Origin of the sequence: Streptosporangium sp. NPDC049046 (genome assembly GCF_040649155.1) — a bacterium.
GTDB lineage: Bacteria > Actinomycetota > Actinomycetes > Streptosporangiales > Streptosporangiaceae > Streptosporangium.
On the sequence record NZ_JBEZEZ010000004.1, the window covers coordinates 1 to 26,853 of the forward strand.

Genomic DNA, 26,853 nt, shown 5'->3' on the forward strand with positions numbered 1-26,853 from the left:
GCCGCGCCGTACGGCGCGGCGCTCGTCGTCGTCGACCACCTCGCCCTCTACATCTTCGTCGCCGAACTCGCCGCGAAGCTCTACGCCTACGGCTGGCGGTTCTTCCGTAACCCGTGGAACCTCTTCGACACCGCGATCGTGGTGGTCTCGCTGCTCCCCACGGTGGGCGGGCTCTCGGTGCTGCGCGCGTTGCGCATCCTGCGGGCGCTACGACTCATCTCCGTGCTGCCCAGCCTGCGCCGGGTGGTGACCGCGCTGCTCACGGCGCTACCGGGGATGAGCTCGATCGTGCTGCTGCTGGCGCTGGTGCTCTATGTCGCGGCGGTGATGAGCACGAAGCTCTACCACGTCACCGCCCCCGAGTACTTCGGCGACCTGCCCACCTCGCTGTTCACCCTGTTCCAGATGATGACCGGGGACGCCTGGTCCGACATCACCCGGGAGGTGATGGACGAGCACCCGTCGGCGTGGCTGTTCTTCGTGGTGTTCATGCTGGTGTGCACCTTCGTGGTGCTGAACCTGTTCATCGCGGTGGTGGTCAGCGCGATGGAGGAGGAGCACGCCGAGGAGTCCGTACAGGCGACCGAGGAACTGGGCAGGACCGTACTCGCCGAACTGGCCTCGCTCCGGGCCGAGGTGCGGGAGTTGCGAGACCGGGTTCCGGCGCCGATGAACGGCACGGCGAGGGCGAAGGGCACGGCGAACGGCGACTCGGGCTCCGCGGGGAAGAACGGCACGAACTCCGGGGGAAGGAACGGCTCGGGCTCCGCAGGGAAGAACGGCTCCGGGGGAAAGAACGGCTCGGATTCGAAGGACTCGGCGAACGGTGGCGTGAGAAAGCCCGCCACCCGGAAGGCGGCGGGCCGGCGGCGCGGATAGGCGCCGGGTCAGCGCGAGTAGAACTCCACCACGAGCTGCTCGTCCACCGGGACCACGATCTGCTCGCGCAGCGGGCGGCTGAAAAGGGTGAACCGGAGGTCGGCGTGGTCGACGTCGAGGTAGGCGGCCGTCCGGTCGTCCGCGTACACGCCTTCGGACGCCGCGACGAACGGCTGCATCCGGCGTGATCTCTCGCGCACCGCGACGACCTGGCCCGGCTTGACGAGGTAGCTGGGGATGTCGACCTTGCGGCCGTCCACGGTGATGTGGCCGTGGGCGACGTACTGGCGGGCCGCGTAGATGGACGGGGCGAGCCCTGAGCGCAGGACGAGGGAGGCGAGGCGCGTCTCCAGCAGCATCACCAGCTCCGCGCCCGCCCGGCCGGTGCCGCGCAGCGCCATGTCCCAGTAGCGGCGCATCTGCCGTTCGGAGACGTCGTAGTACCAGCGGAGCTTCTGCTTCTCCATCAACCGCAGCCCGTAGTCACCGGTCTGCCGCCGGTTGGTCTTGCGACCGTGCTCACCCGGCGGGTAGGGGCGCTCCTCGAAGTATCGGACGGCCTTACGGGTCAGCGGCACGCCGGCCCTCCGGGAAAGACGCACCTTCGGCCCGGTGTAGCGCATGCTCACTCCTCTGTGGTTAGGTTTACCTTAGTTAGGCAAGGCTAATCTTACACACAGCAGTGTCCCCGACCTCAAGGAGAGCCGGTTCATGCAGCCCGTCACCGCTCCGCCGATCCCCGAGCGGGTCCGCACCCTCGCAGCCACCGCCGCTCCCACCCACGTCTCCGTCTCCGGAACCAACGCTCCCGCGACACCCGCCAGGGGCGGCGTGGACGGCGCCGGACGACCCGTGCTGCTCGTCCTGCCCGGCGATCCGCTCCATGACGTGCGAGACGAGCCCGTGGTGACCGTGGATCTGACGTCGACCCGCTCGCTGGGAGGGCACGAGCTCTCGCGGGGCCTGCTCAAGGTGCAGGGCTGGGCGCAGGCGGTGCCCGAGGCCGAGGTGAGGGAGACGGCGGTGGCGATCGCCGAACGCTGCCCGGACGAGGCCCTGTTCGAGACGCTGGAGGGGATGGACGGCCCCCGGCTGATCCGCGTCGACGTCGGCAGGGTGATCTATCTCACCGGGCCGGAGTCGGGCCTGCTGGACGCGGAGGAGTATCTGGGCGCCGCCCCCGACCCCCTGATGGACGACGCCGAGCGCATGCTCCACCACATCAACGGCTCCCACCGTCGGCAGTTGGAGGCCGCGCTCGTCTCCCTGCTCGCCGCACCGGTGCCGGAGGCCTGGCTCTGGGAGCTCGACCGCTTCGGGGCGACCGTCCGCTGCGGCGTCGACAGCGACCCGACGCTGATCCGGCTGCCATGGCCCTCGCCCATCGGCGACGCGGAGTCCCTCGAACACGCCGTACGCTGCCTGCTCTGCCGGCACTGACGAGGAAAGCCCGGCCGGCGGCCCCTCGACGACCAAAAGGGCGACAATTCATCGCGCGGCACCGTTTTATCGCATGGCGCCATTTCCAGGCAAGGCCGGAAATGGCGCCAGACCATTCCATGTGAAACACGCAGAATGGCCGCAGGAAACCACTCCGAGAGCGCGATCACTCCCGGAGGAAATATTCTCCCGAAAGGAGATCGTCCTCGGGAGCGGAATGTCAGCCCTCGGACACCACCTCGCTGGTGTTTCTGATCACCTGGTCGACGAAGCCGTAGTCTCTGGCCTCGGTGGCGGTGAACCAGCGGTCGCGATCCCAGTCCTCCTCGATCCGCTCCAGCGGCTGGCCGGTGTGGAAGGCGATCCGCTCGCGCATCATCTGCTTGGTGTAGAGCATCTGCTCGGCCTGGATGGCGATGTCGGCGGCCGTGCCCCCGAGGCCTCCCGAGGGCTGATGCATGATCACCCTGGCGTGCGGCAGGACGTAGCGCTTGCCGGGAGCGCCCGAGCAGAGCAGGAACTGCCCCATGGACCCCGCGATGCCCATGCCCACGGTGGCGACGTCGTTGGGGATGTACTGCATCACGTCGTAGATGGCCATTCCGGCCGACACCGAGCCGCCGGGTGAGTTGATGTAGAGCCAGATGTCGCGACGGTCGTCGTCGGCGGAGAGCAGGAGCAGCTCCCCGCAGATCCGGTTGGCGACCTCGTCGTTCACCTCACTGCCGAGCACGACGATCCGCTTGCGCAGCAGCCTCTGATACAGCTGGTCTTCGGGGACGATCTGGGGACCACTCATGTCTTCCACCTACTCCGAACCCGAGGTTTGCCGATAAACGAATACCCGCGACCATAGTCCAGCGGGGAGCCGCGTTTTCCGCTCGTTCGCTGTCAGCGCTTTTCGCTGAAAGCGCAGCATCCCTCATTTCGTTTTTCCTCCGGGCGACGACCGCGCCCAGAGCAGGCATGTTTACCCCCTCCTCTGGAGGAGAGGGGACCAGTCGAAGTGGACAAAACTCCACAACGGGAGGGATAACACCATGGGTCACGACGACAAGATCGCCAACAAGACCGAAGAGCTCGGGGGCAAGGTCAAGGAAGGCGCGGGACGTGCCACCGGTAACGAGCGGCTTGAGGCCGAAGGCAAGGCCGACCAGACCGAGAGCAACCTCAAGCAGGCCGGGGAGAAGGTCAAGGACAGCGCGAAGAAGGTCAAGGACGCCTTCAAGAGCTGACTCGCGACTCATATGGCGGTGGGGGCCCGGTTTTCCGGGCCCCCACCGCCATGTCGGGAGGAGTCCTTGCCCCGGGCCCTGTCCACCCTCGTCGGGCGGGGCCGTCCGCCCTTTTCGGGCCGGGGACCATAGGGCGCCAGGTCAAAGAGGGCGGCTCTCAGGAGGCCGGGCCGACCTCCGGTTCCGGCGCCCCGTCACCGGACGTGTCCTCTCCCTCGTCGCCCGCGATCTCGCCGTCGGCCTCGTTCTCGGTTTCGGTCTCGGCCTTGGCCTCGCTCACACCCTCTGGTCTTTCCTCTTCAGGAGTGCGGCGCGCGTCGTCGGGATCCGCCAGAAGTGGTCGCTCGGGGAAGGTCGTGTCCGCCCCCGACCGCTCCGCCACGACCCTGCTCTCGCCGTCGATGCCCCGCGGACCCGCGGGCGGCGGATCCTGCGCGGGGGCGTCACTTTCGGCACCGGTGCTCTCGGCACCGGTGCTCTCGGGGCCGCCCGTCTCGGCGCCTTCACGCTCGGCCGTGTCTTCGCTCGTCTCAGGAGTGTCCGTCATGCCGACCCCCTCCCCTGACAAAGTCCAAATATGTCGCCGGGCAGGCATGGGGCCGGTCAGCCGGGTAGGGAAACCCTCGACGAAGGGAGCGAGATCATGACGGTCACCCGGTTTCAGGATCTGCCACTGGCCGAGCACGACAGGGCCTGGGACGGCGAAGCGGCCGAGAAGCGCGTCCGATCATGGTCGGACGCCGAGGAGGAGCCCAATGCCCGATACCGAGAGGCCCACCTCTGGTACGACGGCGACGAGCCGGACAACTTCGGGAGTTACAAGCTTCCCATCGCCGACGTGATCGACGGCAGGCTCAAGGTGGTGCCGCACGCCGTACGAGCCGCGGGAGGGATCCTGCAGGGAGCCAGGGGCGGGGTCAAGGTGCCCGAGGAGGACCTCGACCGGATCAAGGCCCACCTGGCCAGGTACTACGCCAAGATGGGCGAGAGCGCCCCCTGGGAGTCCTGAGGGGATGACGCGTTTCGCGTTCGAATTCGACCCGGCGTGGCGGATACCGCTGCTGATGGTCGGGGTGAGCCCTCAGAGGGCCTTCGCCGAGGTCCGCGAGGGCGATCTCTCGGTTCGCTTCGGCCTCTGGTCGCTGCGCACGCCCCTGTCCAACGTCGCGGGCACCACCGTGACCGGCCCGTACGCTCCGTGGAAGGCCATCGGGCCGCACCTGTCGTTCGCCGACCGCGGGGTGACGTTCGGCACCGGCACCGGGCGGGGCGTGTGCGTCCGGTTCCACGTCCCGGTGCCCGCCCTGGTACCCGGCCACCTCCTGACCCATCCAGCCGCAACTCTCACGGTCTCCGATCCCGAAGGACTGGTGAGAGCCCTCGGGCAGTCGCACGAGACGTGAGCCGGACACATGACAGAGGGGCATCCGGGTAAAAGGGCGTTCCAACCAAGGAGGGAAACATGACGGCCGAAGGAGAGATGCCGGAGGAGACTTCGGCGAGCGGGAAGCCCATGGTCGCGGCCACCCCGCGCGACGTCGTCCACATTCGCCTGGGCTCGTTCGCCCTGATAGCGGCGATCGGCCTCGGGGTGCTCGGTTTCGTGGCCGGGATCACCTGGCTCACCGTCGTGATGGCCGTGCTGGCCGTGATCGCGATCGTGGACATCGCCCTGGCGGTGCACCGGCAATCGCGTTCCGCTCCGGGTACGACGACGGAAGCGGGCTGAGCCGCCGCGTTCGGCGGTCGTCAACGGGCCACGACGGGGCAGGCCCCGGCCGGATCGTCCACCGCGCCTCGGCGGACGACGGCGCCACGGGCGCCGTGACGGCGAACGGTGCCGGGCGTGGTGACCACGCCCGGCACCGTCGCGCCTCGCCCATTACCGTTTTCTACTTTTTCCTGGTTTACCAGTAGGTGTAGACAACGGGACGGTAATAGGGCTGGAAGCCGAAGGGCGTATAAGTGTTGTAGAAAGTGAATGGCGAATACCTGGTGTAGTAGGCGTAGGGACCGAAGGGGTCGTGGTTGCTTCCGGCGACCACCGAGACCTGCTGTGGCGCCGCGCTTGCCCCGGCGGGCTGAGCCGACACCGTCATGCCGGCGATCAGGGTGGAGGCCACCAAGGTGCCGACGGCGAGAGCCTGCTTGAACATGAAAGATCACTCCGTGTCTGATGGTTGAACCCGGCATGCCGCCAGGACTTACAGGGCGCCGATCAGATTTCCAGGAAATATGACGAATCGACGCCACGTAAGACGCTAGTTCAGAGCCATAACGACCTTCGCCCCAGAAAGGACAAAGCCTTGGTCCGGGATCATTTCCCGGCAGGAAAGGCGGAGGTTACATCCGAGCGGCTTCTCCGCTCCGCCAAGAGGGCGGCTTCTCACCGAGCCGCGCGCACGGTATGGAATGCGCATCCATGTCGATCTTGATGTGCCTCGACCCCGCCGAGCCGCCCACGCGGCACGGAGATCACGAGCCCGCTCACGCCGGGGATCCGCCACCCGTCCGCGCGGGCCCGCGCATCGGCAACCCGAACCGGCCGGTCCATCCCAGCCGGTCCAGCAGATAGGCCACCCCGCGCACGGTGTAGGAGACCTGGAACCTCTCCGCGATCACCACGGCGACACGCGCGGTGGTCCAGTGGCCGTCGTCCCAGCCGTGGGCGGCAGCCCCCTCCGCCAGGACCGCCTCCAGCCGGGCCAGTTGCTCGTCGGTGAGCTTTCTGCCGCCCGCGGCGCCCCTGGAGACCAGTGCCGCCCTGCCTCCCCGTCTCCAGAGCGCGTACCACTCGTAGGCGGACTTGCGGGTGACTCCCAGCAGCCGGGCCACCCGCGCGGGCGTGATCTCCCCGGCGAACATGTCGGCGGCCCGGAACCGCAGCCTCTCGCGCCTGGCCCGCTCCTGCGCCGACAGCCCACCGCCCCTGTCTGAATATCTCATACTTTAAGGCTCTCACCTGGGCAAATGGGGCCTAACAGGCACCCACCCCCGTGTCACCCCCGCGTTTCCCCGCCTGGCCGGTGAGAGGCGCCCCCTGCCCCGGAGCCTCGGGGGACGCGAGGGCGACGCTCCTGAGCAGAACGCCGCTCCCGCGCGAACCCCGGCGCGTGGGCGGGAACGGAGACCGCGCCCGCCCGCCGAGGTCCAGCCGGCCCGCCACGGTGTCAGACGCCCACCGGGTGCCAGACCGTCTTGATCTCCATGAAGGACCTGATCCGGGAGACGCCGGGATCGGCGACGGTCCAGTCGTCGTGAAGACCCGGCCGCAGGACCCGCTTGAGGGTGGTCGCCGCGCTCTCCTCCAGCTCTGAGGCGAGGTCGCCCGCCCCGGTCAGGTCGAGGGCGTTCACGTCGGCGTGCCCGGCGAGCGGCGGGGCGAGCTCACCCAGGCGTCCGGTCAGGATGTTCACGACCCCCGCCGGCAGGTCCGAGGTGGCCAGCGCCTCGGCGAGCGTGACGGCGGGGAGCGGGGCACGCTCGCTCGCCACCAGCACCGCCGTGTTGCCCGAGGTGATCACCGGCGCCAGCACCGAGACCAGTCCGAGCAGCGGGGAGCCGGCCGGGGCGATGACGCCCACGACCCCGGTCGGCTCGGGCTCTGAGTGGTTGAAGAACGGACCCGACACCTGGTTCGCCCCGCCGAGCACCTGGCCGATCTTGTCGGCCCAGCCCGCGTAGTAGACCCAGCGGTCGATGGCGGCCGAGACCAGCCTCTCGGCCCCCGCCCTGCTCACCCCCTCGGCCGCGGCAGTCTCCTCGGCGAACTGGGCCCGGCGCCCCTCCATCATCTCGGCCACCCGGTACAGGATCTGGCCCCGGTTGTAGGCAGTACGGCCGGACCAGCCGGGAAACGCCTTGCGCGCCGCCACCACGGCGTCGCGCGCGTCCTTGCGGGACGCCTGGGCCGCGTTGGCGAGATGGACCCCGCGGGAAGATGTCACCGGATAGGACCTGCCTGACTCCGAGCGCGGGAACGCCCCGCCGAGATACAGCTTGTACGTCCTGCGCACGGCGACGCGGGCCGGCGCGGGGAACGGGGGGTCGGTTCTGTCAGCCAAGGTATGCCTCCAGCCCGTGCCGGCCGCCCTCGCGGCCGTAACCGGACTCCTTGTATCCGCCGAACGGGCTGGCGGGATCGAACATGTTGAAGGTGTTGGACCACACGACGCCGGCGCGCAGCCGGCTCGCGGTCCACAGCATCCGGGAGCCCTTCTCCGTCCATACCCCGGCGGACAGGCCGTACGGCGTGTTGTTCGCCTTGGCGACGGCCTCCTCCGGTGTGCGGAAGGTGAGCACCGAGAGCACCGGGCCGAAGATCTCCTCGCGGGCGACCCTGTGCGCCTGCGTGACGCCGGTGAACACGGTGGGCGGGAACCAGAAGCCGCGCTCGGGGATCGGGCACGCCGGCGACCAGCCGCTCACGCCCTCCGCCTCGCCGACGGCGACCAGTTCGCGGATCCTGGCGAGCTGCGCGGCCGAGTTGATCGCCCCGATGTCGGTGTTCTTGTCCAGCGGATCGCCCAGCCGCAGGCGCTCGATCCTGGTGCGCAGCTTCGTCAGCAGCTCCTCGGCGATCGACTCCTGCACCAGCAGCCGCGATCCCGCGCAGCACACGTGTCCCTGGTTGAAGAAGATCCCCGAGACGATCCCCTCCACGGCCTGATCGATCGCCGCGTCGTCGTACACGATGTTGGCGCCCTTGCCGCCCAGTTCGAGGGAGAGCCGCCTGCCCGTGCCCGCCACGGCGCGGGCGATCTCCCTGCCCACCTCGGTCGAGCCGGTGAAGGCCACCTTGTCGGCGTCCGGGTGGGCGACCACGGCCCGGCCGGTGTCGCCGGCGCCGGTCACGATGTTCACCACGCCCGGCGGCAGTCCCGCCTCCTGGCAGATCTCGGCGAACGCCAGCGCGGTCAGCGGGGTGGTCTCCGCGGGTTTGAGCACCACCGTGTTCCCGGTGGCCAGCGCGGGCGCGACCTTCCAGGCGAGCATCAGCAGCGGGAAGTTCCACGGGATGACCTGGGCGGCCACGCCCAGCGGGCGCGGCGAGGGGCCGAGCCCGGCGTGGGCCAGCTTGTCCGCCCATCCCGCGTGGTAGAAGAAGTGCGCCGCGACCAGGGGCAGGTCGACGTCCCTGGTCTCCTTGATCGGCTTGCCGTTGTCCAGCGACTCGAGCACGGCCAGCTCGCGTGCGCGTTCCTGGATGATGCGCGCGATCCGGAACAGGTACTTGCCGCGCTCCGCTCCCGGCAGCGGCGACCAGACCCGCTCGAAGGCCCGCCGGGCCGCGGTGAAGGCACGGTCGACGTCGGCCTCGGAGGCGACGGCCACCTCGGACAGCGGCTCCTCGTCGGCCGGGTTGATCGTGACGATCCGCTCGTCGCTCTTGGCCTCGACGAACTCGCCGTCGATGAACAGGTCGTAGGACGGCCGGATCGACACGGTCGACCGTGACTCCGGCGCGGGCGCGTACTCGAAGATCTCCTCCGTCATGTGATCGGAGTCCCCCTAGTCGATCGTGTAGTAGTCGGGCCCGGCGTAGTGTCCGGTGTTCAGCTTGGTGCGCTGCATGAGCAGGTCGTTCAGCAGGGTCGAGGCGCCGAGCCTGAACCACGCCGGATCCAGCCAGCTCTCCCCCGCCACCTCCTTGACCAGCACCAGGTAGCGCATCGCGTCCTTGGTGGTGCGGATGCCGCCCGCGGGTTTCACCCCCACCCGCCGCCCGGTGGCGGCCAGGTAGTCCCGCACCGCCTCCAGCATGACCAGGGTGACCGGCAGCGTGGCGGCGGGCGTGACCTTGCCGGTGGAGGTCTTGATGAAGTCCGCCCCGGCGTGCATGGCGAGCCAGGAGGCCCGCCGCACGTTGTCGTACGAGACCAGTTCCCCGGTCTCCAGGATGACCTTCAGGTGCGTCTCGCCGCAGGCTTCCTTCACCGCCGCGATCTCGTCGAAGACCTTGCGGTAGTCGCCCGAGAGGAACGCCCCCCGGTCGATGACCATGTCGATCTCGGTGGCGCCGGCGGCCACCGCCATACGCGTGTCGGCCAGCTTCACCTCCGGCGACGTGCGGCCCGCGGGGAAGCCCGTGGCGACCGAGGCGAGTCCCACCCCGCTGCCGGACAGCGCCTGGGCGGCCACCGGCACCATGTCCGGGTAGACGCAGAGCGCGGCGACCGCGGGCGTGGTGGGGTCGGCGGGGTCGGGACGCATCGCCTTGCCCGCCAGCGCGCGTACCTTGCCCGGGGTGTCCGCCCCTTCGAGCGTGGTCAGGTCGACCATCCGGATGGCCAGGTCGATCGCCCGGCGCTTGGCCGTGGTCTTGATGGACCGGGTCGCCAGGTCCGCGGCCCGCCGGTGTACGCCGACCTCGTCGACCCCCGGCAGTCCGTGCAGATAGGCCCGCAACGAGCCAGGGACGGTGTCAGGCACGAGCGCCCCGCCTTTCGATGAGCATGTTGAGGATGAGGGCGACCAGCAGGATCAGGCCGGTCACCACCATCTGGAAGAAGGAGCCCAGGCCGAGCAGGTTGCACAGGTTGCGCAGCACCGACAGCAGCAGCACCGCCACGAACGTGCCGAACACCCCGCCCCTGCCGCCGAACAGGTTGGTGCCGCCGAGCACGACGGCCGCGATCGCGTCCAGCTCCAGCCCGCTGAAGGCGGTGGGCTGGCCCACGGTCAGCCGGGAGGTGAGCAGCACCCCCGCGAGCGCGGCGAGCGCGCCGGACACCGCGAACACGGCGGTGATCACCCCGCGCACCGGCAGGCCGGACAGCCGCGCGGCCTCCTTGTTGCTGCCGACCGCGTAGACGTACTCGCCGAAGGTCGTGCCCCGCAGCACCAGGGCGGCGAGGATCGTGATCACGACGAACACGATCCCGATGATCGGCACGTAGCCGATGAACCCGCCGCCGAGGAGCTGGAACGCCTCCGAGCCGCCGCCGCCCGCCGGCTTGCCGTCGGTGAGCAGGTAGGTGAGCCCGCGAATGGCCGTCAGCCCGGCCAGTGTGGTCATGAACGAGGGCAGCGACAGGTAGGCCGACAGCCCGCCCATGAGCGCGCCGAACAGCGCGCCCACCGCGACGCTGAGCAGGATCGCCGGTACGAAGTGCACGTCCGACCCCATGAGCAGGGCGACCGTCATCCCGCCGAAGGCGGCCACGCTGCCGACCGACAGGTCGATCCCCGCGGTCAGCACCACCATCGTCATGCCGATGGCGACGATCCCGGTGAGCGACGACTGCTGCAGCAGGTTGGCGATGTTGCGGCCGGTGAGGAACTGCGGGGCCAGCAGCGTCGCGACGACGCACAAGGCGATGAAGACCAGCAGCAGGTTGGATTTGACGATCAGGTCGGTGCCGCGGCGCGACCTGGAGCCGCCGGGGTCCTTGGTCGCCGGGGTGGCGGATCCGATCGATGTGGTCATGGAGTCGCTCCTGTGATGACGGTGTGCGCGATGACGTTCTCCGGGCTGACCCTCGGGTCGAAACACGCGACGTTGCGGCCCTCGTACAGGACCTGGATGCGGTCGGCGTTGGCGGTGAGCTCGGTGAGCTCGCTGCTCGCGAGCAGTACCGCCACCCCCTGGTCGGCCAGGTGGCGCACCTGCCGGTAGAGGTCCGCCTTGGCCCCGACGTCGAGGCCGCGGGTGGGCTCGTCCAGCAGCAGGACCCTGATCCCGCCCCGGGTGATCCACTTGGCCAGCACGACCTTCTGCTGGTTACCGCCCGACAGCTCTCCCACGAGCTGGTCGGGTCCGGCGGACTTGATGCCCAGGTCGGTCAGCGCCGGCCGGGTGAGCCTCCGCCCGAGGCGGCCGGGCAGCAGCCACGGGGGCCGGCCGATCGCCGCGATCGCCGCGTTGCGGCCCACGGACAGGCCGAGCATCAGCCCCTGCTCCTTGCGGCTCTCCGGCACCAGCGCGAGCCCGGCGCGTACCGCGGCCGACGGGCTGCCCACACGCATCGGGCGCCCGTCCAGCTTCGCGGTGACCTGTGCCCTCAGGTCGCCGAAGAGCGCGCGCAGCAGGGTCGTCCGGCCCGCGCCGCCGAGTCCGGCGAGCCCTACGATCTCGCCCGGCCGCACCTCCAGGTCGCGGACGTCGATCAGGCCCGGCAGGTGGACCCGCTCGACGCTCAGCAGCGGCTCACCCTCGGGCGCGGGGTGGTCGGTGGGGCGTATGAGCTCCCTCGCCTCACCGATCATCGCGGCGACGATCTCGCCGGGGCCGGTCGAGGCCAGGTCGTAGACGCCGACCGTACGGCCGTCGCGCAGCACCGTGGCGCGGTCGCCGATCTCCATCACCTCGTCCATCCGGTGCGAGATGAAGATCACCGAGCGTCCCTCGGCGGTGAGCGACCTGATGACGTCGAAGACGGCGAGCAGCTCGCTCTCGCCGAGGGTGGCGGAGGGCTCGTCCATCACGATCACTCGCGCGTCGGCGGTGAGCGCCTTGGCGATCGCGGTGAGCTGCTGCGCCGCGATGGGCAGCTCCCTGACGGGCGTGGTCACCGAAAAGCGCGCGCCGACCCGGTCCAGCGCCTCGCGGGCCAGCCGCGCCCGCCGGGACCTGCGCACGAACGGGCCGAACCTCGGCGCCCTGCCCAGCAGCAGGTTCTGCGCGACGGTGAGGTCGGGCAGCAGGTCCAGCTCCTGGTAGATCACGGCGATGCCCGCGGCGAGCCCGGCGTGCGGGGTGGCGGCCCTGAAGGGTTCCCCGTCCAGCAGGATCGTGCCCTCGTCCGGCTGGTAGGAGCCAGAAAGGATCTTCATGAGCGTGCTCTTGCCGGCGCCGTTCTCGCCCAGCAGGCAGTGCACCTCGCCGGGGCGTACGGTCAGCTCCACGCCGTCCAGTGCGACGGTGCCGGGGAAGCGTTTGACGATCCCGGCCATCCGCAGCCTCGGGTGCTCGGCGGTGTCGGTCATGGCTCCTCCCTCGTCGCGGTGTCCAGCAGGTAGGTCGCGCTCTGGTCGTCGGTGATCAGCACGTCGCAGAGGCGGCTCACCACGACCGCCCGGCACACCGCGTGTTTCGCCGCGCCGCTGACGAGCGCGACGGAGGTGGTGGCCGAGCGCAGGGCGTCCAGCGAGAGGCCGAGCGTGCGCCCGTCCAGGCCCGGATCGACGATCCGGCCGCGCTCGTCGACGAAGCGGCCGAGCACGTCGCCGACCGCGCCGGCCCGCGCCAGCCGGGTGACGTCGTCGGCGTCGATCTGCCCGGAGTCCACCAGCACCGAGTCGCTGCCCATGCCTCCGGGGCTGAACAGGAACAGGTCGGCGCGGCCGGCGAGGGCGAGCACGTCGGAGACGGCCCGGTCGCTCTCCAGCACCGCCCGGGTGCTCTCCTGCTCCAGGATCGCCGGGGCGGGCAGCAGCGTCGCGGTGCCGCCGCCGTGGTGCGCGATCAGGTTCGCCATGCTGTGCGCGGTGGTCGGCTGCCGTGATCGGCTGTGCGCGCCGTTGACCTGCACCACGTTGACGCCCGTGGCCCACCCGGGGGTGAGCCCGCCGGCCAGCCGGTCGAGCGTGCGTCCCCAGGAGACGCCGATCAGCTGGGGCGCGGGACGCATCGCCATCAGGTGGTCGGCCCCCGCGGCGGCCACCCGGTCGCGCAGGTACTCCGGGTCGTTCCTGGCGTTCCCCGCCACCACGATCGCCTCGCGCAGGCCGAACCGCTCCCTGAGCGAGCGCTCCAGGGCGTGCACCCTCGACCTGGGGTGCAGCACCTCGATCCGCACGATCCCGGCCTGGCGGGCCTCGGCGAGCATCCGGCCCACCTTCCAGCGGGTGAGATGCATGCGGTGGGCGATCTGCTCCTGGGTCTCCCCGCTCTCGTAGTAGCGGACGGCGACCTGGTAGAGCTGGTCGTGATAGTCCACGGGAATGCTCATGTCAGCCCGTCCCCTCGTCGCGGCGCGCTCAGCCGGTGCGCGATCGCCGTGGTGGCGGCGGTCGCCGCGAGATAGTCGTCGTAGCCCTGCCGGTACGGGTTCCGGTGCTCGGCCACCGGCTCGACCACGCGAATCCTCGGCTCGTAGTGTGCCGCGGCCTCGGCCAGCGAGGCGTACCGTCCCGCACCCACCGAGGCGATCACCGAGCAGGCGCGCAGCGTGAGGTTGTCCCCGGTGGCCAGGCTGATCGGCCGGCCAAGCACGTCGGCGGTCGTCTGGAGCCACAGCTCGTTGTGCCGGATGCCGCCGGAGACGAAGATCTCCTCCACGCCGATCCCGCCCGCGACGAAGGAGTCGATGACCTGGCGGGTGCCGTACGCGACCCCTTCCACGGCCGCCCGGTAGACCTGCTCGGGGGTGCTGGCGAGGGTCAGCCCGAGCACCGCGCCGCGCAGCCGCGGATCGCGCAGCGGCGTGCGGTTTCCCATGAAGTAGTCCAGGACGATCAGCCCGTGCTCGACCGGCGGCAGCGCGGCCGCGGCCTCGATGAGCCCGCCGATCTCCGATCTCGGCCGCCCGATGAGCCGCTCGCCCGCCCAGGCCAGCACCGAGCCCGCGCTCACCTGACCGCCCTCCACCAGCCAGTGCCCCTCGCGCAACGCGTCCGGGTACGGGCCCCACACGGTGGAGGGGAAGATCGGTTCCGCGATCTCGGTGACGAACGCGTTGGACGTGCCGCACACGATCGACACCCGCCCCTCGCGGGCGCCCCCGACGGCCAGCAGGGACAGGTGCGCGTCGATCCCGCCGGAGGCGACGACGGCGGGGCCGGTGATCCCGAGCTGTTCGCGGGCGTCGGGGCCGAGGGGCCCCACCGGGTCACCGACCGGCACGATCTCGTCCGGCAGCTTGTCGCCGAGATCGCCGATGCCGAGCTGCTCGTACAGGTCGTGCGGGAACCCCGCCCCGCGTGGGTCGTAGTTGCTCTTGCAGACCGCGTTCATCTGCGATCCGGCCCATCGTCCGGTGAGCCGCCACACGATGTAGTCCACGGCCTCGACGACGCGTGCGGCGGCGCGGTAGACCTCGGGTTCGTGACGGGCCAGCCACATGGCCTTGGGCACCAGCCACTCCACCGCGTCGCAGTCGCCCGAGTAGCGCAGGGCCGGGTGGTCGATCCGCGCGGTCAGCGCCGACTCCTCGCTCGCCCGGCTGTCCATCCACAGCAGGGCCGGGCGCAGGGGGCGCCCGTGGCGGTCGAGCACGGCGACCGTCGAGGCGGTGGTCGCCACCGCGACACCGGCGATCTCCGGGTTGCCCGCCTCGGCGAGCGCCGCCCGTGCGGCGTGGACGCTCGCCCGCCACCAGTGGTCCGGGTCCTGCTCGGCCCAGCCCGGCCTGGGGAAGGTGGTCGGGTAGGACTCGTCGCCCGCCCCGAGCCGCGCGCCGTCGGCGTCGTAGACCGCCGCGCGGGCGCCTTCGGTTCCCAGGTCCAGGGCGAGGAAAGCGCTCACGGTCACCCCTCGTTCGGCATGAACAGGACCTTGGAGCTGAAAATGGAGCGTTCGCCGAGGCTGACCATGGTCTCGGGGAGCGCGTCCAGCCCCAGCTCATGCGTGATCATGAACTTCCAGGCGAGGTCGCCCGAGGCGAGCGTGCTGGCCGCCACCCGCCACTCCTCGCCGGGGAACGGCGCGGAGAAGGAGTTCCACGCGCCGTGCAGGGTGACCTCGCGGCGCAGGAAGGAGCTGAAGGTGGACTTGGGCAGCACCACGGGGTCGTGCGGGATGCCGATGAACACCGCCTCCCCGTGCCGTCCGGCCAGGCCCACGGCCTGGTCGACGGTGGCGGGCACGCCCGCGGACTCGATGACCACGTCGTAGCCCTCTCCGGCCACCTCGGCGGCGGCCTCGGCGCTGACCGCGGTGTGCGTGGCCCCGGCCTCCGTCGCCATGGCCGCCTTCCGCTCGTCCAGTTCGATCACGAGCACCTCGGCGGCCCCGGCGATACGCGCCCACTGCACGGCGAACAGCCCGATGGGGCCTGCGCCCACCACCGCCACCCGGTAGCCTCCGCGCATCTTCGTGCGCCACAGGGCGTGCAGCGCGATCGCCGCCGGGTCGAGCATCGCCGCGGCCCTGGGGTCGAGGCCGTCGGGGAGCACCATCAGGTTCTCGGCCGGTACGGAGACGTACTGCGCGTACGCTCCGTCCCTGCGGCTGCCGAAGTAGCCGTAGTTCTTGCACAGGCCGAACCGGCCCTGGCTGCAGGGTCCGCAGGCGTGGCAGGGGATGAGCGGCGGCACGGTGACCAGGTCACCCTCCCGCACCCGGCCGGTGGCCGACAGCCGATCGCCCATCCGCACCACGTGCCCGGAGAACTCGTGGCCGCAGATGATCGGGAAACGGTAGGCCCCGGCACGCAGCATGCGCGGGATGTCCGAGCCGCACACTCCGCACGCCGCGACGCGGACGAGCGCCTCGTCGGGGCCCGGCGTGGGCACGGGTACCTGCTCGACCCGGATGTCCCCGGGGGCGTGAAGCACTGCGGCCTGCATGGTTTCCGGCATTTCTTCTTTCTTCCTCGTCTTCTGCTTCTCGCGTGTCGGTCGTCGCGGGTCGTGTCCTCCAGGGGTCCTCCTGGGGTCTTTCACGACCCGGACCACCGGCCTTCGCCGCGGATGCCCGCGTGCCCGCCCCTGCGGGCCGGTCCTTCGGGGAACGGTCGCCTACGGGAGGGTCTGGGCGAACTCGGTCTCTCCGACGTACTTCGCGGCGTTCTCACCGTCGATCAGCGCGGTGCCCGCGTCGACCGAGGGCTCGACCTGCTCGCCCTTCTGGACCTTGAGCACCGTCTCGACGGCCGTCGCACCGAGGGAGATGGGGTCGTTGAGCGCGGTGGCCACGTACCGGTCGCCGTCGGCGATCTGCTTGACCGCCTCCATGAGCCCGTCCACTCCGGCGACCAGGACCTTGTCCTTGCCGTTCTCGGTGAGGACCTGCAGCGCGCCGAGCGCCATGTCGTCGTTGTGGGCGTAGACCGCGGCGACGTCCGGGTGGACCTGGAGCAGGTCCTGCATCGCGGTGACGGCCTTGGCGCGGACGTAGTCGGAGTACGGCCCCTCGACGATCTTGATCTTGGGGTTCGCCTCGACGGCCTCGTGGAAGCCCGCGCTGCGGTCGCGCGCCACGGCTCCACCGGCGTCCCCGCGGATCTCGATGACGGTGCCGCCCTCGGCTCCGAGCTTCTCGCTGAGCCGCTTGCCGACGAGTTCGCCCATCGCCTTGTTGTCCCGCCCGACGTGCGCGACCGCGCCCTCGGCCACCGGCCGGTCCACGGTCACCACGGAGACCCCGGCCGCCTTGGCCGCGGCGAGGCTGGGCTGCACGCCCTGCGGATCCACCGGGTTGATGAGCAGGATGTCGACCTGCCGGGTGATGAGGTCCTGGATGTCGTTGTTCTGCTTGGTGACGTCCCCGTCCGCGTCGGCGAAGTGGAGCGTGGCGCCGGCCTTCTTCGCGGCGGCCTCGGCCCCCTCGCGCAGTTGCACGTAGAAGGGGGACTGCTGGGTCGCCTGGCTGAAGCCGATGGTGATCGCGCCGTCCGCCTTCTGGTCGGCACCGGCGGTGGATCCGCCGGGGGTGGACGACACCGAGCAGGCGGACATCGCCGTGAGGGCGAGGAGGAGCGCGGGCATGGTGAGCAGCCGCAATCTACGCATATGGGACCTCCGGGGTGTGATTTAGATAACGCACGCTAAATCGGACGTTAACCTCACGGCAACACATGAGCCAAAATTTGCTCATATGAGCACGCTACCCCGTCTCCCCACCACCGGCTCCCGAACATACCCGCTCTACCTGCGGAAACGTGCCGATCCACCCATCAGGGGCGGTCCGGTCCGAGCCTCGCGTTGACGTGGGCCCGACCATGTCTAGGGTGAACACGTGCCCGCCATGCTGAACGCCACCAAGACCCGCACCGCGCTGCGCACCTCGGCGCGCATCTCCCTGGAGATGCTGCTCGTCGTGCTCATGACCGCGGTCAGCCTGTGGATCCTGGGCCAGATGTGGTCCATCCTCTGGCCGCTCGTGATCGCCCTGCTCCTCACCACGCTCACCTGGCCCGTGACCCGCCTGCTGCGCCGGCACGGCTGGCACCCCACCCTCGCCGCCACGACCGTCACCGTGCTCTTCCTCCTGCTCGCCGCCGGCACCGTGGTGCTGATCGCCGTCCCCGTGGCCTCGCAGTCCGGCGAGCTGGCCACCGGCGTGAGCAACGGCATCCAGCAGCTGCGCAGGTGGGCCGCCGGTCCGCCGCTGAACATCGGCGCCGACCAGGTGAGCACCGCGCTCGACACCGCGGCCTCCCGCATCCAGGACAGCGTCGGCAGCATCGTCACCGCCACCCTCAGCGGGGTCGGCACCGTGGTGAACGGCCTGGTCAACACCGTCCTCGCGCTCTTCCTGATGTTCTTCTTCCTCAAGGACGGCCCGCGCTTCCTGCCCTGGCTCACCCGCCAGCTCCCCGGCCGCCTCGCCACGGACGTCCCGGCCGTGGCCACCCGCAGCTGGGACACCCTCGGCTCGTTCGTCCGCTCCCAGGCCTTCGTCGGCCTGCTCGACGCCGTCTTCATCGGCCTGGGCCTGTGGATCGTGGGCGTGCCCCTCGTCCTCCCCCTCGCCGTCCTCACCTTCGTCTCGGCGTTCATCCCCATCGTCGGAGCCCTGTTCGCCGGCTTCGTCGCGGTCCTCATCGCGCTGGTGTCCAACGGCCTCACCGACGCGCTGATCGTGCTCGCCATCATCGTCGCGGTGCAGCAGCTTGAGGGGAACGTGTTCCAGCCCATGGTGCAGAGCCGCGGCCTCGGCCTGCACGCCGCGGTGATCCTGCTCGCGGTGACACTGGGCGGCAACCTCGCGGGCATCGTGGGCAGCCTGCTCGCCGTACCGGTCGCCGCCCTGATCGCCGTGGTGTGGAACTACATCCGCGAACAGCTCAGCGACCCACCCCGGGAACCCGACACCGGCGCGCCGGACACGAGCGGGCCCGGCACGGGCGGGCCGGAGGCCGAGAAGCCGAAGACCGAGAAGCCGGGCACCGGCGCGGCCCTCCCCGCACAGAACCCCGGCTGACACCGTCAAATACCACGTAACTCACCAAAAGGTGTCGAACTAGGCCAGAACGGGAATTTCCCCTTCAGAGCCACCATTTCCCGGCGCCCTCCATCAGGAGGGCGCCGCGACGATCGAAAGGCCGGACGAGACGCCGCGACCTCGCGCGCCTCGACGCCCTCCACTCCCCCTGACGCCTGAGCCTTCGCGGCTCTATAAATCCATACCTAAATGGACATATAAGGCGAAAGGGGATGAGGATGACCGGTCTGGCGACCGAGAACACACTTATCCGGAACGCCACGGATGTGGAGACCTTCGCACGACGCTGTTTCCTCGGCTCCCCCGGCGACCGAGTGGGTGTCGAGCTGGAGTTCCTGGTCTTCGACCGTACGGATCCCGCCCGCCAGGTCCCGCTGGCGAGGATCACCGACGCCCTGCCCCCGCTCCCCGGAGGGAGCCTGGTGACCTACGAACCCGGGGGCCAGCTGGAGCTCTCGGGACCGCCCGGCTCGCTGCCGAAGGCGATCGCCCTGCTGAGCGCCGACGTGAACGCGGCGCGCCGGGCACTGCGGGACGCCGGCCTGGTGCTGGGCGGGGTGGGTCTCGACCCGCTGCGACCGCCCAGGCGGCAGCTGCGCCTACCCAGGTACGAGGTGATGGCGCGCTTCCTCGGCACCCCGTACGGGGCGCTGATGATGTGCTCGACGGCGTCGGTCCAGGTCAACCTGGACCTGGGCGACAGACCCGCGGCCCGCTGGGAACGCGCCCACCTGCTGGGGCCCGTCCTCGTGGCGGCCTTCGCCAACTCGCCACTCAGCGAGGGACGGCCGTGCGGATGGATGTCGGGACGCCAGGCGGTGTGGGAGCGGCTCGACCGCACGCGCACGGCCGCCGTCCCGGTGAGCCGCGACCCCGGCGCCGCGTGGACGGACTACCTGCTCGACGCCCGTCTCATGGCCGTACGCGACACCGACCGCGACACCGGCGGAGACGGTGAGGACACCGAGTCCTACCGTCCGGTCCTCGACGGCTCGACCTTCCGCGACCGGCTCGCCTCGCCGGAACACCCGCCGACCCTGGCGGACCTGAGCTACCACGCCACGACGCTCTTCCCGCCCGTACGGCCGCGCGGCTGGCTGGAGATCCGCTACCTCGACGCCCAGCACCCGGCGATCTGGCCGGTGTGCGCGGCGGTCACCCACGCCCTGGTGACGGACGACCGCGCGGCCGACGCGGCGCTGGCCGCGGCCGGGCCGTGCACGGGGATGTGGGCGTCGGCGGCGCGCCACGGCCTGGCCGAGCCCCGGCTGCGCAGAGCCGCCGACGTCTGTTTCCGCGCCGCCCTCGGCGCGCTGCCCCGGCTGGGGGCGGCCCCGGCCCTGGTCTGCGAGGTGGCCGCCTTCGCCGACCGCCACGTGACACCCGGCCGGTCCCCGGCCGCCGACCTGCTCGATCTGGTGAGGGAATCGGCGGAACGCCTGCCCGACTGGCTGGCCGAGGAAGGACGAAGCCGATGAGCGACTTCAAGGAACGGATCGCCGCCGAACTGACCGCCGCGCGGAACCGCTCCACGACCTACACCGACGCCGAGGACGACCTGCTGGTCAGGCAGCACTCGCCGCTGATGTCACCCCTGGTGTGGGATCTGGCCCACGTGGGCAACTACGAGGAGCTGTGGGTGCTGCGGGAGGTCGGCGGGATCACCCCGCTCCGCCCGGAGATCGACGACCTGTACGACGCGTTCAAGCACCCGCGTGCCGACCGCCCGTCCCTGCCCATCCTCGGGCCGGCCGAGGCGCGCCGCTACATCGAGGGGGTGCGCGGCCGGGTGCTGGACGTCCTGGACACGGTCGACCCGTACGACCCCGACCCGCTGCGCAGGAACGGCTTCGTCTTCGGCCTGGTGATCCAGCACGAGCACCAGCACGACGAGACGATGCTCGCCACCCTGCAGTTGTCGGGGCGGCCGGGACTGGTCCGCGACGGCGACCTGCCTCCCGCGGGAGCGCCCGGCTCCGAGGAGGTGTTCGTCCCCGCAGGGCCTTTCATGATGGGCACCGACACCCAGCCGTGGGCCTACGACAACGAGCGCCCCGCCCACCGGCTCGACCTGCCCGGCTACTGGATCGACAGGCTGCCCGTCGGCAACCGCGCCTACGCGGACTTCATAGAGGACGGCGGCTACGACGACCCCCGCTGGTGGTCCCCGGACGGCCTGCGCTGGCTGCGGCGCAACCACGCCTCCGCCCCGCTGTTCTGGACCAGGGACGGCGACACCTGGTGGCGTAGCCGTTTCGGCAGGACCGAGCCCGTGCCCATGGACGAACCCGTGCAGCATGTGTGCTGGTACGAGGCCGACGCCTACGCCCGGTGGGCGGGAAAGCGACTGCCCACCGAGGCCGAGTGGGAGAAGGCTTGCGGCTGGGACGCCGAGGCCGGTCGGGCCCGGACGTACCCGTGGGGCGACGACGACCCCGGCCCCGGCGTGGCGAACCTCGGGCACCGGGCCGCACGGCCCGCCCCGCTCGGCGCCTTCCCGCTGGGAGCGAGTCCCTGCGGCGCCGAACAGATGATCGGGGACGTGTGGGAGTGGACCGGTTCGTGGTTCCTGCCCCACCCGGGCTTCCGGAGCTTCCCCTACCGCGAGTACAGCGAGGTGTTCTTCGGCGCCCGCTACCGGGTGCTGCGCGGCGGGTCCTGGGCCTCCGACCCGGCCGTGGTCCGCACCACGTTCAGGAACTGGGACCGCCCGGCCCGCAGGCAGATCTTCGCCGGCTTCCGGTGCGCCCGCTCGGCCTCCCCCGAGCACTCCCCGCGGCGTTCCCCCGGCCACTCCGCCAGGCGCTCCACGCCCCGATCCCCAGGGGACTCCCCGAAAGGTCCGCCCGGAAGTTCGCCGGGACGCCACCGGGAGCGCCCGGCGGAGCGCCTCGCGGAACGTCTTACCGGGCGCCCTGCGGAGCGCGGTTAGATGTGCCGCCACGCGTCCTGGCTGGGCGCTCCACGCACCCTCGCCTCGCTGATCCACGAGCCGGTCAACGGCCTGCTCCGGCAGTCCTACGCCCCGCGCCTGCAGCGCCACGGCAGGCTGAACGCCGACGGCTTCGGCATGGGCTGGTACGACGCCCTCGCGGAGCCGGTCCGCTACCGCCGGACGATCCCCGCCTGGGCCGACGCCAACCTGGCGGGCCTGGCTCGAACGGCCCGCTCCGGCTGCCTGCTGGCCTGCGTACGGTCGGCCAGTGCCGGGATGCCGATCGAGGAGAGCGCGACCGCACCCTTCGCCGACGGGCCGTGGCTGCTCAGCCACAACGGCCGCGTCTCGCGAGAGACGGTGAGGGAGCTAGCCGACGACGCGGAGAGTTCCTGCGACTCCGCGTGGCTCGCCGCCGCCGTGTTCGCCAGGCGGCGGGTGGGCGACCCGCTCGGCGAGGCCCTGGCGGAGGTCGTCACCCGCGCCGGGCTGAAGGATTCCCGCGCCCGCCTGAACCTCCTCGCCTGCGACGGCGCGTCGATCGCCGCGACCGCCTGGGGCGACACGCTCTTCCTCCGCCTCGACGGCCACCCGCGCGACGGCGTGCTCGTCGCGAGCGAGCCGCTGGACGACCGGCCCGGCTGGCAGGCCGTGCCGGATCACACCCTGGTTCTCGCCTCACCCGACGGAGTGAGCGTCCAGCCGCTGTGACCGGGCGGGGTGAGACCACGAGAAAGCACAGCACCCGGCCACGGACCGGCGAGCGGGATCGTGGCCCCCACACATCCAGGAGGCCCAGTGACCGTCAGTGAGCCGACCATCCGCCTGGTCAACCATCTCGGCCGCGACCATCTCCGGCAGGCACTCGAACACGACGTCCGCGCCGGGCTGACATCGACGCCGAAGTGGCTGCCACCCAAGTGGTTCTACGACGAGGCGGGCAGCGAGCTGTTCTCCCGCATCACCCGGCTGCCCGAGTACTATCCCACCCGTCGCGAGCTGGCCATCCTGCGCAGGGAGGCCCTCGACATCGCCGTACGCGGCGGAGCGGACACCCTGGTCGAACTCGGTTCGGGGACGAGCGAGAAGACGGTCCTGCTGCTGGACGCCCTCTCCGCGGCCGGGACGCTGCGCGCCTACACGCCGGTGGACGTCGACGCGGCCACCCTGAGCGAGGCCGCGCACCGCCTCGCCTCCCGCTACCGTGGCCTCACCGTGCGCGCTATCTGCGCCGACTTCGAGGCGCACCTCGCCCTGCTGCCCCGCACGGGACGGCGGATGGTGGCCTTCCTCGGCGGGACCATCGGCAACCTGACCCCGGCGGCGCGCGAGGTCTTCCTGAAGGAACTGCGCGCCACGCTCCGTCCCGGCGACACCTTCCTGCTCGGCGCGGACCTGGTCAAGGACGCCGACCGGCTGGTCGCGGCGTACGACGACGTGAGCGGGGTGACCGCCGCCTTCAACCGGAACGTCCTGCGCGTGATCGACAGGGAGCTCGACGCCGACTTCGAGCCGGACGCCTTCGAGCACGTCGCGCTGTACGACGCGCGGCACGAGTGGGTCGAGATGCGGCTGCGCGCGAGCCGCGCCATGCGCGTGCGGGTCGGCGACCTCGGCCTGCGGATCTCCTTCGCGGCCGGAGAGGAGATCCGGACCGAGATCAGCGCCAAGTTCCGCACCGAGGGACTGCGCAGGGAACTCCTCGCGGCCGGTTTCGGGATGATCCGCCAGTACATCGACCCCACCGGCGACTTCGTCCTCATCCTCGCCCACCCGTGACCCGCCCCCCCTCAGGGCTCGACACCGTATTCCGGGCACCGCCGGTGAACTCGGCGGAGGTGTGGAACCGCTCGCAGCCGCCCCGGAGCCCGGCGCCCGCTCTCGCCGGGCACCGGACCGGGGTGGCAATCGGTGAGTAACCACCTGCTAAACACCGGCCATCGACCACGGCGCCCCGTCGATCGTTGAGGGCGATCCGATCCAGCGAAGCGCCTGGGTTCGAGCCCGGCGCGATGGGTTTCGAAAGGGTGCGGGTAAGGGTCGGCCATGACCGACAAGCGCAGGCAGGACGACCTCGACGTGGGTGACGAGGTCACGTGGGAGAGCCACGGCTCGTCGACCTCGGGCAGGGTCGAGAAGAAGATCACGGAGCGGACCGAGGAAGCGGGCCGTACCGTGGACGCCTCGGCCGACGATCCGCAGTATCTCGTACGCAGCGACAAGAGCGGCAAGACCGCCGTGCACAAGCCGTCGGCGCTGCGTAGGAAGAACCGCCGTGACTGACGACGGCGAGCGGATCGCCGTGGGCTTCGACCAGGCGGTCAACATGACGGCCGCGGAGCTGGAACGCTGGCTGGACACCGAGGAGTCCAAGAGCGTCGGGGACAAGTCAGGTGGCGAGGAGTCGACAGGCCACCGGTCCGGCCGCCGGATCATCGAGATCCTGCGGAGGCGGAAGGACGACCTGGAAGAGGACGACTACGCCCACATGCGCAAGGTGATCGGCTATGTCCGCCGCCATCTGACGCAGCGGCCGTCCGGGGACGTGAAGGAGACCCGCTGGCGATACTCCCTCATGAACTGGGGGCACGACCCGCTCAAGTGAACGCGCGGCCCGCGCCGCCGGTCACGCATGGATAGGCCGTCCGGACCTCGTCCCCGGCGAGCCGGAACCGGCCGAGGGACGTCGCGGTGTTCTCCGCTTCGCGGAGGGCGACCACATAAAGTCCGCCTGCTACGGATGAGAACTTTCTCTACGTCTTTAAAGCTGCGCCGTGCCGGCGCCGCTGGTTCGTGAGGAGGTGAAAGACCGTGCGCCACGAGGCGCTGTGATCCGTGTGCGGGTGTGAGACCCGCACCATCGTCCCGTCGCAGCGGGGCGACAGAAGCAGGGGGTAGCTGGGCCCGGCGAGTCGGCCGGATCTGGTGGAGAGCAGCCCCGACAACGACGGGACGCACCGGCACTGCCGGACGGTGCGGGTCCGGCAAGCGAGACGGGAAGGTGGACGCGAGGAACCAGCGGTGTAAAGCCCCTCAAGACCTCCGCCAGCTCAAACCCGGTGGATCTGGGCTGGATCGCGGTGCGTACTGCCCGTCTATGGGCAGGAACTCCCGGATCGGATTGATCTTGCCGGTCGGGAGGCCACGGTGAAGGACTGCGGCGTAACCGTGGCGATGCCGCAGGGGCAAAGCTGGCCGCCTCACCCGACGAGCGGATCACAGTGAACGTGGGAACCACCCGGTCACACTCCCGGTTGGCGAGTATCCGGCCCGCCGACCGGAATAGGCGCACCGACCGCCGAACGGATCGAGTGGGGCGGAGCCGCCGTAGTAGTCCGAGGCCGGGAAAGCCGGTCACATGGCGAAGGGCGGCAGCGGTTTCGAGAAGGGAAGGAGGCTGCAATGCCGAAAGATGCGCCGGTGAACACAGGCGCCTGGCCGGATGAGGTCCCGATGGGGCCACGTCGGCGGGTATCGGAGATGCAGGCCAAACTTCACCGTTGGGCGGCGGCCGATGCCGGCCGCCGGTTTGACGATCTGTTCAACTTCGTGCACGACCCGGCGACGCTGATCGTGGCGTTCGACCGGGTCGCGGGCAACACCGGGTCCCGCACGCCGGGCGTGGACGGCCTGACGGTCGCCGACGTCGAAGAGCGCATCGGGGTCCCGGGCTTCCTGGATGACCTGCACGCCCAACTCAAGGCGGGCACATTCCGGCCACTGCCGGTGCGGGAACGCACGATTCCCAAGGCGGGCGGCAAGCTACGCCGTCTGGGGATCGCCACAGTGGCCGATCGGGTTGTCCAGGCGGCGCTGAAGCTGGTGCTGGAACCCATCTTCGAGGCCGACTTCGAGCCGGTCTCCTACGGGTTCCGGCCCAGGCGGCGAGCCCACGACGCAATCGCCGAGATCCACTACTTCGGCACCCGCGCATACCGGTGGGTGCTGGACGCGGACATCGAGGCGGCCTTCGACAACGTCTCACACCCGGCCCTGATGGACCGGATACGGGCAAGAGTGAAGGACAAACGCGTCCTGGCGCTGGTCAAGGCGTTCCTCAAGGCCGGGATCCTCACCGAACTCGGCGAACACAGGAACACCCACACCGGCACGCCGCAGGGGGGCATCCTGTCCCCGTTGATCTTCAACATCGCCATGTCTGCGCTCGATGAGCACCCACAGCCGACGCGTGCACCGCCGCCGCAAGGGCCTGCCGAACTGGCGCATCGTCCGCTACGCGGACGATTTCGTCGTGCTCGTGCACGGCACCCGCGACGACGTGCACACCCTGCACGAAGAGATCACTGATGTGCTCGCCCCGCTGGGTCTGCAACTCTCGGAGTCCAAGACCCGCATCGTGCACATGAGTGAGGCGTTCGACTTCTTGGGGTTCCGCATCCAGTGGCGCCGCAAGCAAGGCACCGACAAGTGGTACGTCTACACCTTCATCTCCCACCGGGCCATCCGGTCGGTGAAGGCCAAGATCCGTGCCCTCACGCGCAGAACGTCACAGCAGGACCTCGAACACGTGCTGAGAAGACTCAATCTGATCATGCACGGCTGGGCCAACTGCTTCAAACACGCCGTCGCACAGACAGTGTTCGACATGCTGGACAACTTCACCTGGTGGAGAGTCATCCGCATGCTGGGCGAACGGCACCGTTGGAGGTGGAAGGACATCCGCCGACGGTTCACCACGCCCACTGGGCAATGGCTACCGATCGTCGCGGGTGAGATCGAGCTGAAGCGCCTCGCAGCGATCCCGATCATCCGATATCGCTACCGAGGCAGCAAGATCCCCAACCTTTGGGGTCCTACCCCCACCTAACGACAGAGACCGTGGAGAGCCCGTTGCGATGAGAGTCGCACGGCAGGTTCGGCGAGGGGTCCGGGGAAACGGACCGGAGGAAACTCCGACACCGCGCCCCGGGCCTACTCAGCGCGACCCGCCTGCGGCGTCTCGCCGCGCGTAGGGCGGTCGCTGGCCGCGCTACGGCTCTTCGGCCGGTCGCGGCCAGCACCGCCCACGCGCCCGACAGCCACAATGAACCGCGCCAATCGGTTAATACGCATCTCGACCATAGGGAACAAACCGACGCAAAGATCGTAGCCGGTGATTCTCCGAATACGCTGCCGATGGGCTCTATGGCCGCGAGGCGACCACCCCACTGGGGACTCAGCTTGTGGAGTGGCTTGCCTGGTACCTGATCACTGCTGTGGACGACTGCCAGAGCAGGGCGCACCTCCTTCTTTTGGCATCCACGGACATACAACCTAGTTCCCAATTACAGTCGACGCGCGAGGCGCGCAGTTCG

General features: G+C 70.3%; 29 protein-coding genes. 15 read left to right on the forward strand and 14 right to left on the reverse strand.

Annotation, left to right across the window (positions count from 1 at the left end; genetic code table 11):
* Positions 1–879, forward strand: an 879-nt coding sequence (locus AB0B96_RS06480) for an ion transporter (RefSeq protein ID WP_362896897.1), incomplete at its 5' end; no start/stop codon positions are given.
* 8 nt (positions 880–887) lie between these two features.
* Here AB0B96_RS06480 and rpsD read toward each other — a convergent pair.
* Complete coding sequence (rpsD, locus tag AB0B96_RS06485) at positions 888–1,502, reverse strand: 30S ribosomal protein S4 (RefSeq protein WP_362896898.1); 615 nt, start codon at positions 1,500–1,502, stop codon at positions 888–890.
* An 88-nt stretch (positions 1,503–1,590) separates the two neighbouring features.
* Here rpsD and AB0B96_RS06490 point away from each other — a divergent pair, with 88 nt between their 5' ends.
* On the forward strand, positions 1,591–2,319 hold the full coding sequence (locus AB0B96_RS06490) for a DUF2470 domain-containing protein (protein ID WP_362896899.1): 729 nt from the start codon (positions 1,591–1,593) through the stop codon (positions 2,317–2,319).
* Between the two features lie 220 nt (positions 2,320–2,539).
* Here AB0B96_RS06490 and AB0B96_RS06495 read toward each other — a convergent pair whose 3' ends face one another.
* On the reverse strand, positions 2,540–3,118 hold the full coding sequence (locus AB0B96_RS06495) for an ATP-dependent Clp protease proteolytic subunit (RefSeq protein WP_350949211.1): 579 nt from the start codon (positions 3,116–3,118) through the stop codon (positions 2,540–2,542).
* 241 nt (positions 3,119–3,359) lie between these two features.
* On the opposite strand from AB0B96_RS06495, the gene AB0B96_RS06500 reads away from it, so the two are divergent.
* Positions 3,360–3,554, forward strand: a complete 195-nt coding sequence (locus tag AB0B96_RS06500; protein ID WP_362505991.1) for a CsbD family protein — start codon at positions 3,360–3,362, stop codon at positions 3,552–3,554.
* Positions 3,555–3,711: 157 nt separating this feature from the next.
* Here AB0B96_RS06500 and AB0B96_RS06505 read toward each other — a convergent pair whose 3' ends face one another.
* On the reverse strand, positions 3,712–4,101 hold the full coding sequence (locus AB0B96_RS06505; RefSeq protein ID WP_362896900.1) for a hypothetical protein: 390 nt from the start codon (positions 4,099–4,101) through the stop codon (positions 3,712–3,714).
* A gap of 96 nt (positions 4,102–4,197) precedes the next feature.
* Between AB0B96_RS06505 and AB0B96_RS06510 the strand changes: the two genes are divergently transcribed.
* From AB0B96_RS06510 to AB0B96_RS06520, 3 genes are read left to right on the forward strand one after another with little or no spacing between them, the layout of a single operon-like run.
* Positions 4,198–4,563 carry a hypothetical protein gene (locus AB0B96_RS06510; protein ID WP_362896901.1) on the forward strand — a complete coding sequence of 122 codons (366 nt, stop codon included), beginning with the start codon at positions 4,198–4,200 and terminating at the stop codon, positions 4,561–4,563.
* A 4-nt stretch (positions 4,564–4,567) separates the two neighbouring features.
* Positions 4,568–4,957: a hypothetical protein gene (locus AB0B96_RS06515; protein ID WP_362896902.1), complete on the forward strand. Its 390-nt coding sequence runs from the start codon at positions 4,568–4,570 to the stop codon at positions 4,955–4,957.
* Between the two features lie 59 nt (positions 4,958–5,016).
* A complete protein-coding gene (locus tag AB0B96_RS06520; protein WP_350949216.1) occupies positions 5,017–5,283 on the forward strand; it encodes a hypothetical protein in 267 nt (88 codons plus the stop codon).
* A gap of 178 nt (positions 5,284–5,461) precedes the next feature.
* On the opposite strand, the gene AB0B96_RS06525 is transcribed toward AB0B96_RS06520, so the two are convergent.
* The 11 genes from AB0B96_RS06525 to AB0B96_RS06575 form a co-directional block, all read right to left on the reverse strand.
* Positions 5,462–5,710: a hypothetical protein gene (locus AB0B96_RS06525; protein ID WP_362896903.1), complete on the reverse strand. Its 249-nt coding sequence runs from the start codon at positions 5,708–5,710 to the stop codon at positions 5,462–5,464.
* Between the two features lie 331 nt (positions 5,711–6,041).
* The gene (locus AB0B96_RS06530; RefSeq protein ID WP_350949218.1) at positions 6,042–6,500 is read right to left on the reverse strand and encodes a winged helix-turn-helix domain-containing protein; all 459 of its coding nucleotides are present in this window, start codon (positions 6,498–6,500) and stop codon (positions 6,042–6,044) included.
* A 224-nt stretch (positions 6,501–6,724) separates the two neighbouring features.
* Positions 6,725–7,618 carry an aldehyde dehydrogenase family protein gene (locus AB0B96_RS06535; protein WP_362896904.1) on the reverse strand — a complete coding sequence of 298 codons (894 nt, stop codon included), beginning with the start codon at positions 7,616–7,618 and terminating at the stop codon, positions 6,725–6,727.
* Complete coding sequence (locus AB0B96_RS06540) at positions 7,611–9,050, reverse strand: aldehyde dehydrogenase family protein (RefSeq protein ID WP_362896905.1); 1,440 nt, start codon at positions 9,048–9,050, stop codon at positions 7,611–7,613. The genes AB0B96_RS06535 and AB0B96_RS06540 overlap by 8 nt, the downstream gene beginning before the upstream one ends.
* A gap of 15 nt (positions 9,051–9,065) precedes the next feature.
* Entirely contained in the window at positions 9,066–9,986 is a 921-nt protein-coding gene (deoC, locus tag AB0B96_RS06545) for a deoxyribose-phosphate aldolase (RefSeq protein WP_350949221.1), read from the reverse strand.
* Positions 9,979–10,983, reverse strand: coding sequence for an ABC transporter permease (locus AB0B96_RS06550; RefSeq protein ID WP_350949222.1), 1,005 nt, complete (start codon positions 10,981–10,983; stop codon positions 9,979–9,981). Before AB0B96_RS06550 ends, deoC begins: the two co-directional genes overlap by 8 nt.
* A complete protein-coding gene (locus AB0B96_RS06555) occupies positions 10,980–12,482 on the reverse strand; it encodes a sugar ABC transporter ATP-binding protein (RefSeq protein WP_350949223.1) in 1,503 nt (500 codons plus the stop codon). Before AB0B96_RS06555 ends, AB0B96_RS06550 begins: the two co-directional genes overlap by 4 nt.
* Entirely contained in the window at positions 12,479–13,447 is a 969-nt protein-coding gene (locus AB0B96_RS06560) for a sugar-binding domain-containing protein (RefSeq protein ID WP_350949224.1), read from the reverse strand. Before AB0B96_RS06560 ends, AB0B96_RS06555 begins: the two co-directional genes overlap by 4 nt.
* The gene (locus AB0B96_RS06565; RefSeq protein ID WP_362896906.1) at positions 13,444–14,961 is read right to left on the reverse strand and encodes an FGGY-family carbohydrate kinase; all 1,518 of its coding nucleotides are present in this window, start codon (positions 14,959–14,961) and stop codon (positions 13,444–13,446) included. The genes AB0B96_RS06560 and AB0B96_RS06565 overlap by 4 nt, the downstream gene beginning before the upstream one ends.
* 2 nt (positions 14,962–14,963) lie before the next feature.
* Positions 14,964–16,016, reverse strand: coding sequence for a galactitol-1-phosphate 5-dehydrogenase (locus tag AB0B96_RS06570; RefSeq protein WP_362896907.1), 1,053 nt, complete (start codon positions 16,014–16,016; stop codon positions 14,964–14,966).
* 159 nt (positions 16,017–16,175) lie between these two features.
* Entirely contained in the window at positions 16,176–17,168 is a 993-nt protein-coding gene (locus AB0B96_RS06575; protein WP_350949227.1) for a substrate-binding domain-containing protein, read from the reverse strand.
* Positions 17,169–17,403: 235 nt separating this feature from the next.
* Between AB0B96_RS06575 and AB0B96_RS06580 the strand changes: the two genes are divergently transcribed.
* The 9 genes from AB0B96_RS06580 (at position 17,404) to AB0B96_RS06620 (ending at position 26,366) form a co-directional block, all read left to right on the forward strand.
* Positions 17,404–18,582: an AI-2E family transporter gene (locus AB0B96_RS06580; RefSeq protein ID WP_362897157.1), complete on the forward strand. Its 1,179-nt coding sequence runs from the start codon at positions 17,404–17,406 to the stop codon at positions 18,580–18,582.
* A gap of 239 nt (positions 18,583–18,821) precedes the next feature.
* Entirely contained in the window at positions 18,822–20,081 is a 1,260-nt protein-coding gene (locus AB0B96_RS06585; protein WP_362896908.1) for a glutamate-cysteine ligase family protein, read from the forward strand.
* Positions 20,078–21,535, forward strand: coding sequence for an ergothioneine biosynthesis protein EgtB (gene egtB / locus AB0B96_RS06590; protein WP_362896909.1), 1,458 nt, complete (start codon positions 20,078–20,080; stop codon positions 21,533–21,535). The genes AB0B96_RS06585 and egtB overlap by 4 nt, the downstream gene beginning before the upstream one ends.
* On the forward strand, positions 21,536–22,249 hold the full coding sequence (gene egtC / locus AB0B96_RS06595; RefSeq protein WP_362896910.1) for an ergothioneine biosynthesis protein EgtC: 714 nt from the start codon (positions 21,536–21,538) through the stop codon (positions 22,247–22,249). It begins immediately after the preceding gene.
* 87 nt (positions 22,250–22,336) lie between these two features.
* Complete coding sequence (gene egtD / locus AB0B96_RS06600) at positions 22,337–23,317, forward strand: L-histidine N(alpha)-methyltransferase (protein ID WP_362896911.1); 981 nt, start codon at positions 22,337–22,339, stop codon at positions 23,315–23,317.
* A 267-nt stretch (positions 23,318–23,584) separates the two neighbouring features.
* The gene (locus AB0B96_RS06605; RefSeq protein WP_362896912.1) at positions 23,585–23,821 is read left to right on the forward strand and encodes a DUF2945 domain-containing protein; all 237 of its coding nucleotides are present in this window, start codon (positions 23,585–23,587) and stop codon (positions 23,819–23,821) included.
* Positions 23,814–24,143, forward strand: coding sequence for a DUF3140 domain-containing protein (locus AB0B96_RS06610; RefSeq protein ID WP_362896913.1), 330 nt, complete (start codon positions 23,814–23,816; stop codon positions 24,141–24,143). Before AB0B96_RS06605 ends, AB0B96_RS06610 begins: the two co-directional genes overlap by 8 nt.
* Before the next feature lie 797 nt (positions 24,144–24,940).
* Positions 24,941–25,846 (forward strand): reverse transcriptase domain-containing protein, encoded by a 906-nt coding sequence (locus AB0B96_RS06615; RefSeq protein WP_362896914.1) that lies wholly within the window; start codon positions 24,941–24,943, stop codon positions 25,844–25,846.
* Positions 25,728–26,366 (forward strand): group II intron maturase-specific domain-containing protein, encoded by a 639-nt coding sequence (locus AB0B96_RS06620; RefSeq protein ID WP_362897158.1) that lies wholly within the window; start codon positions 25,728–25,730, stop codon positions 26,364–26,366. Before AB0B96_RS06615 ends, AB0B96_RS06620 begins: the two co-directional genes overlap by 119 nt.
* The last annotated feature ends 487 nt before the right edge of the window (positions 26,367–26,853 follow it).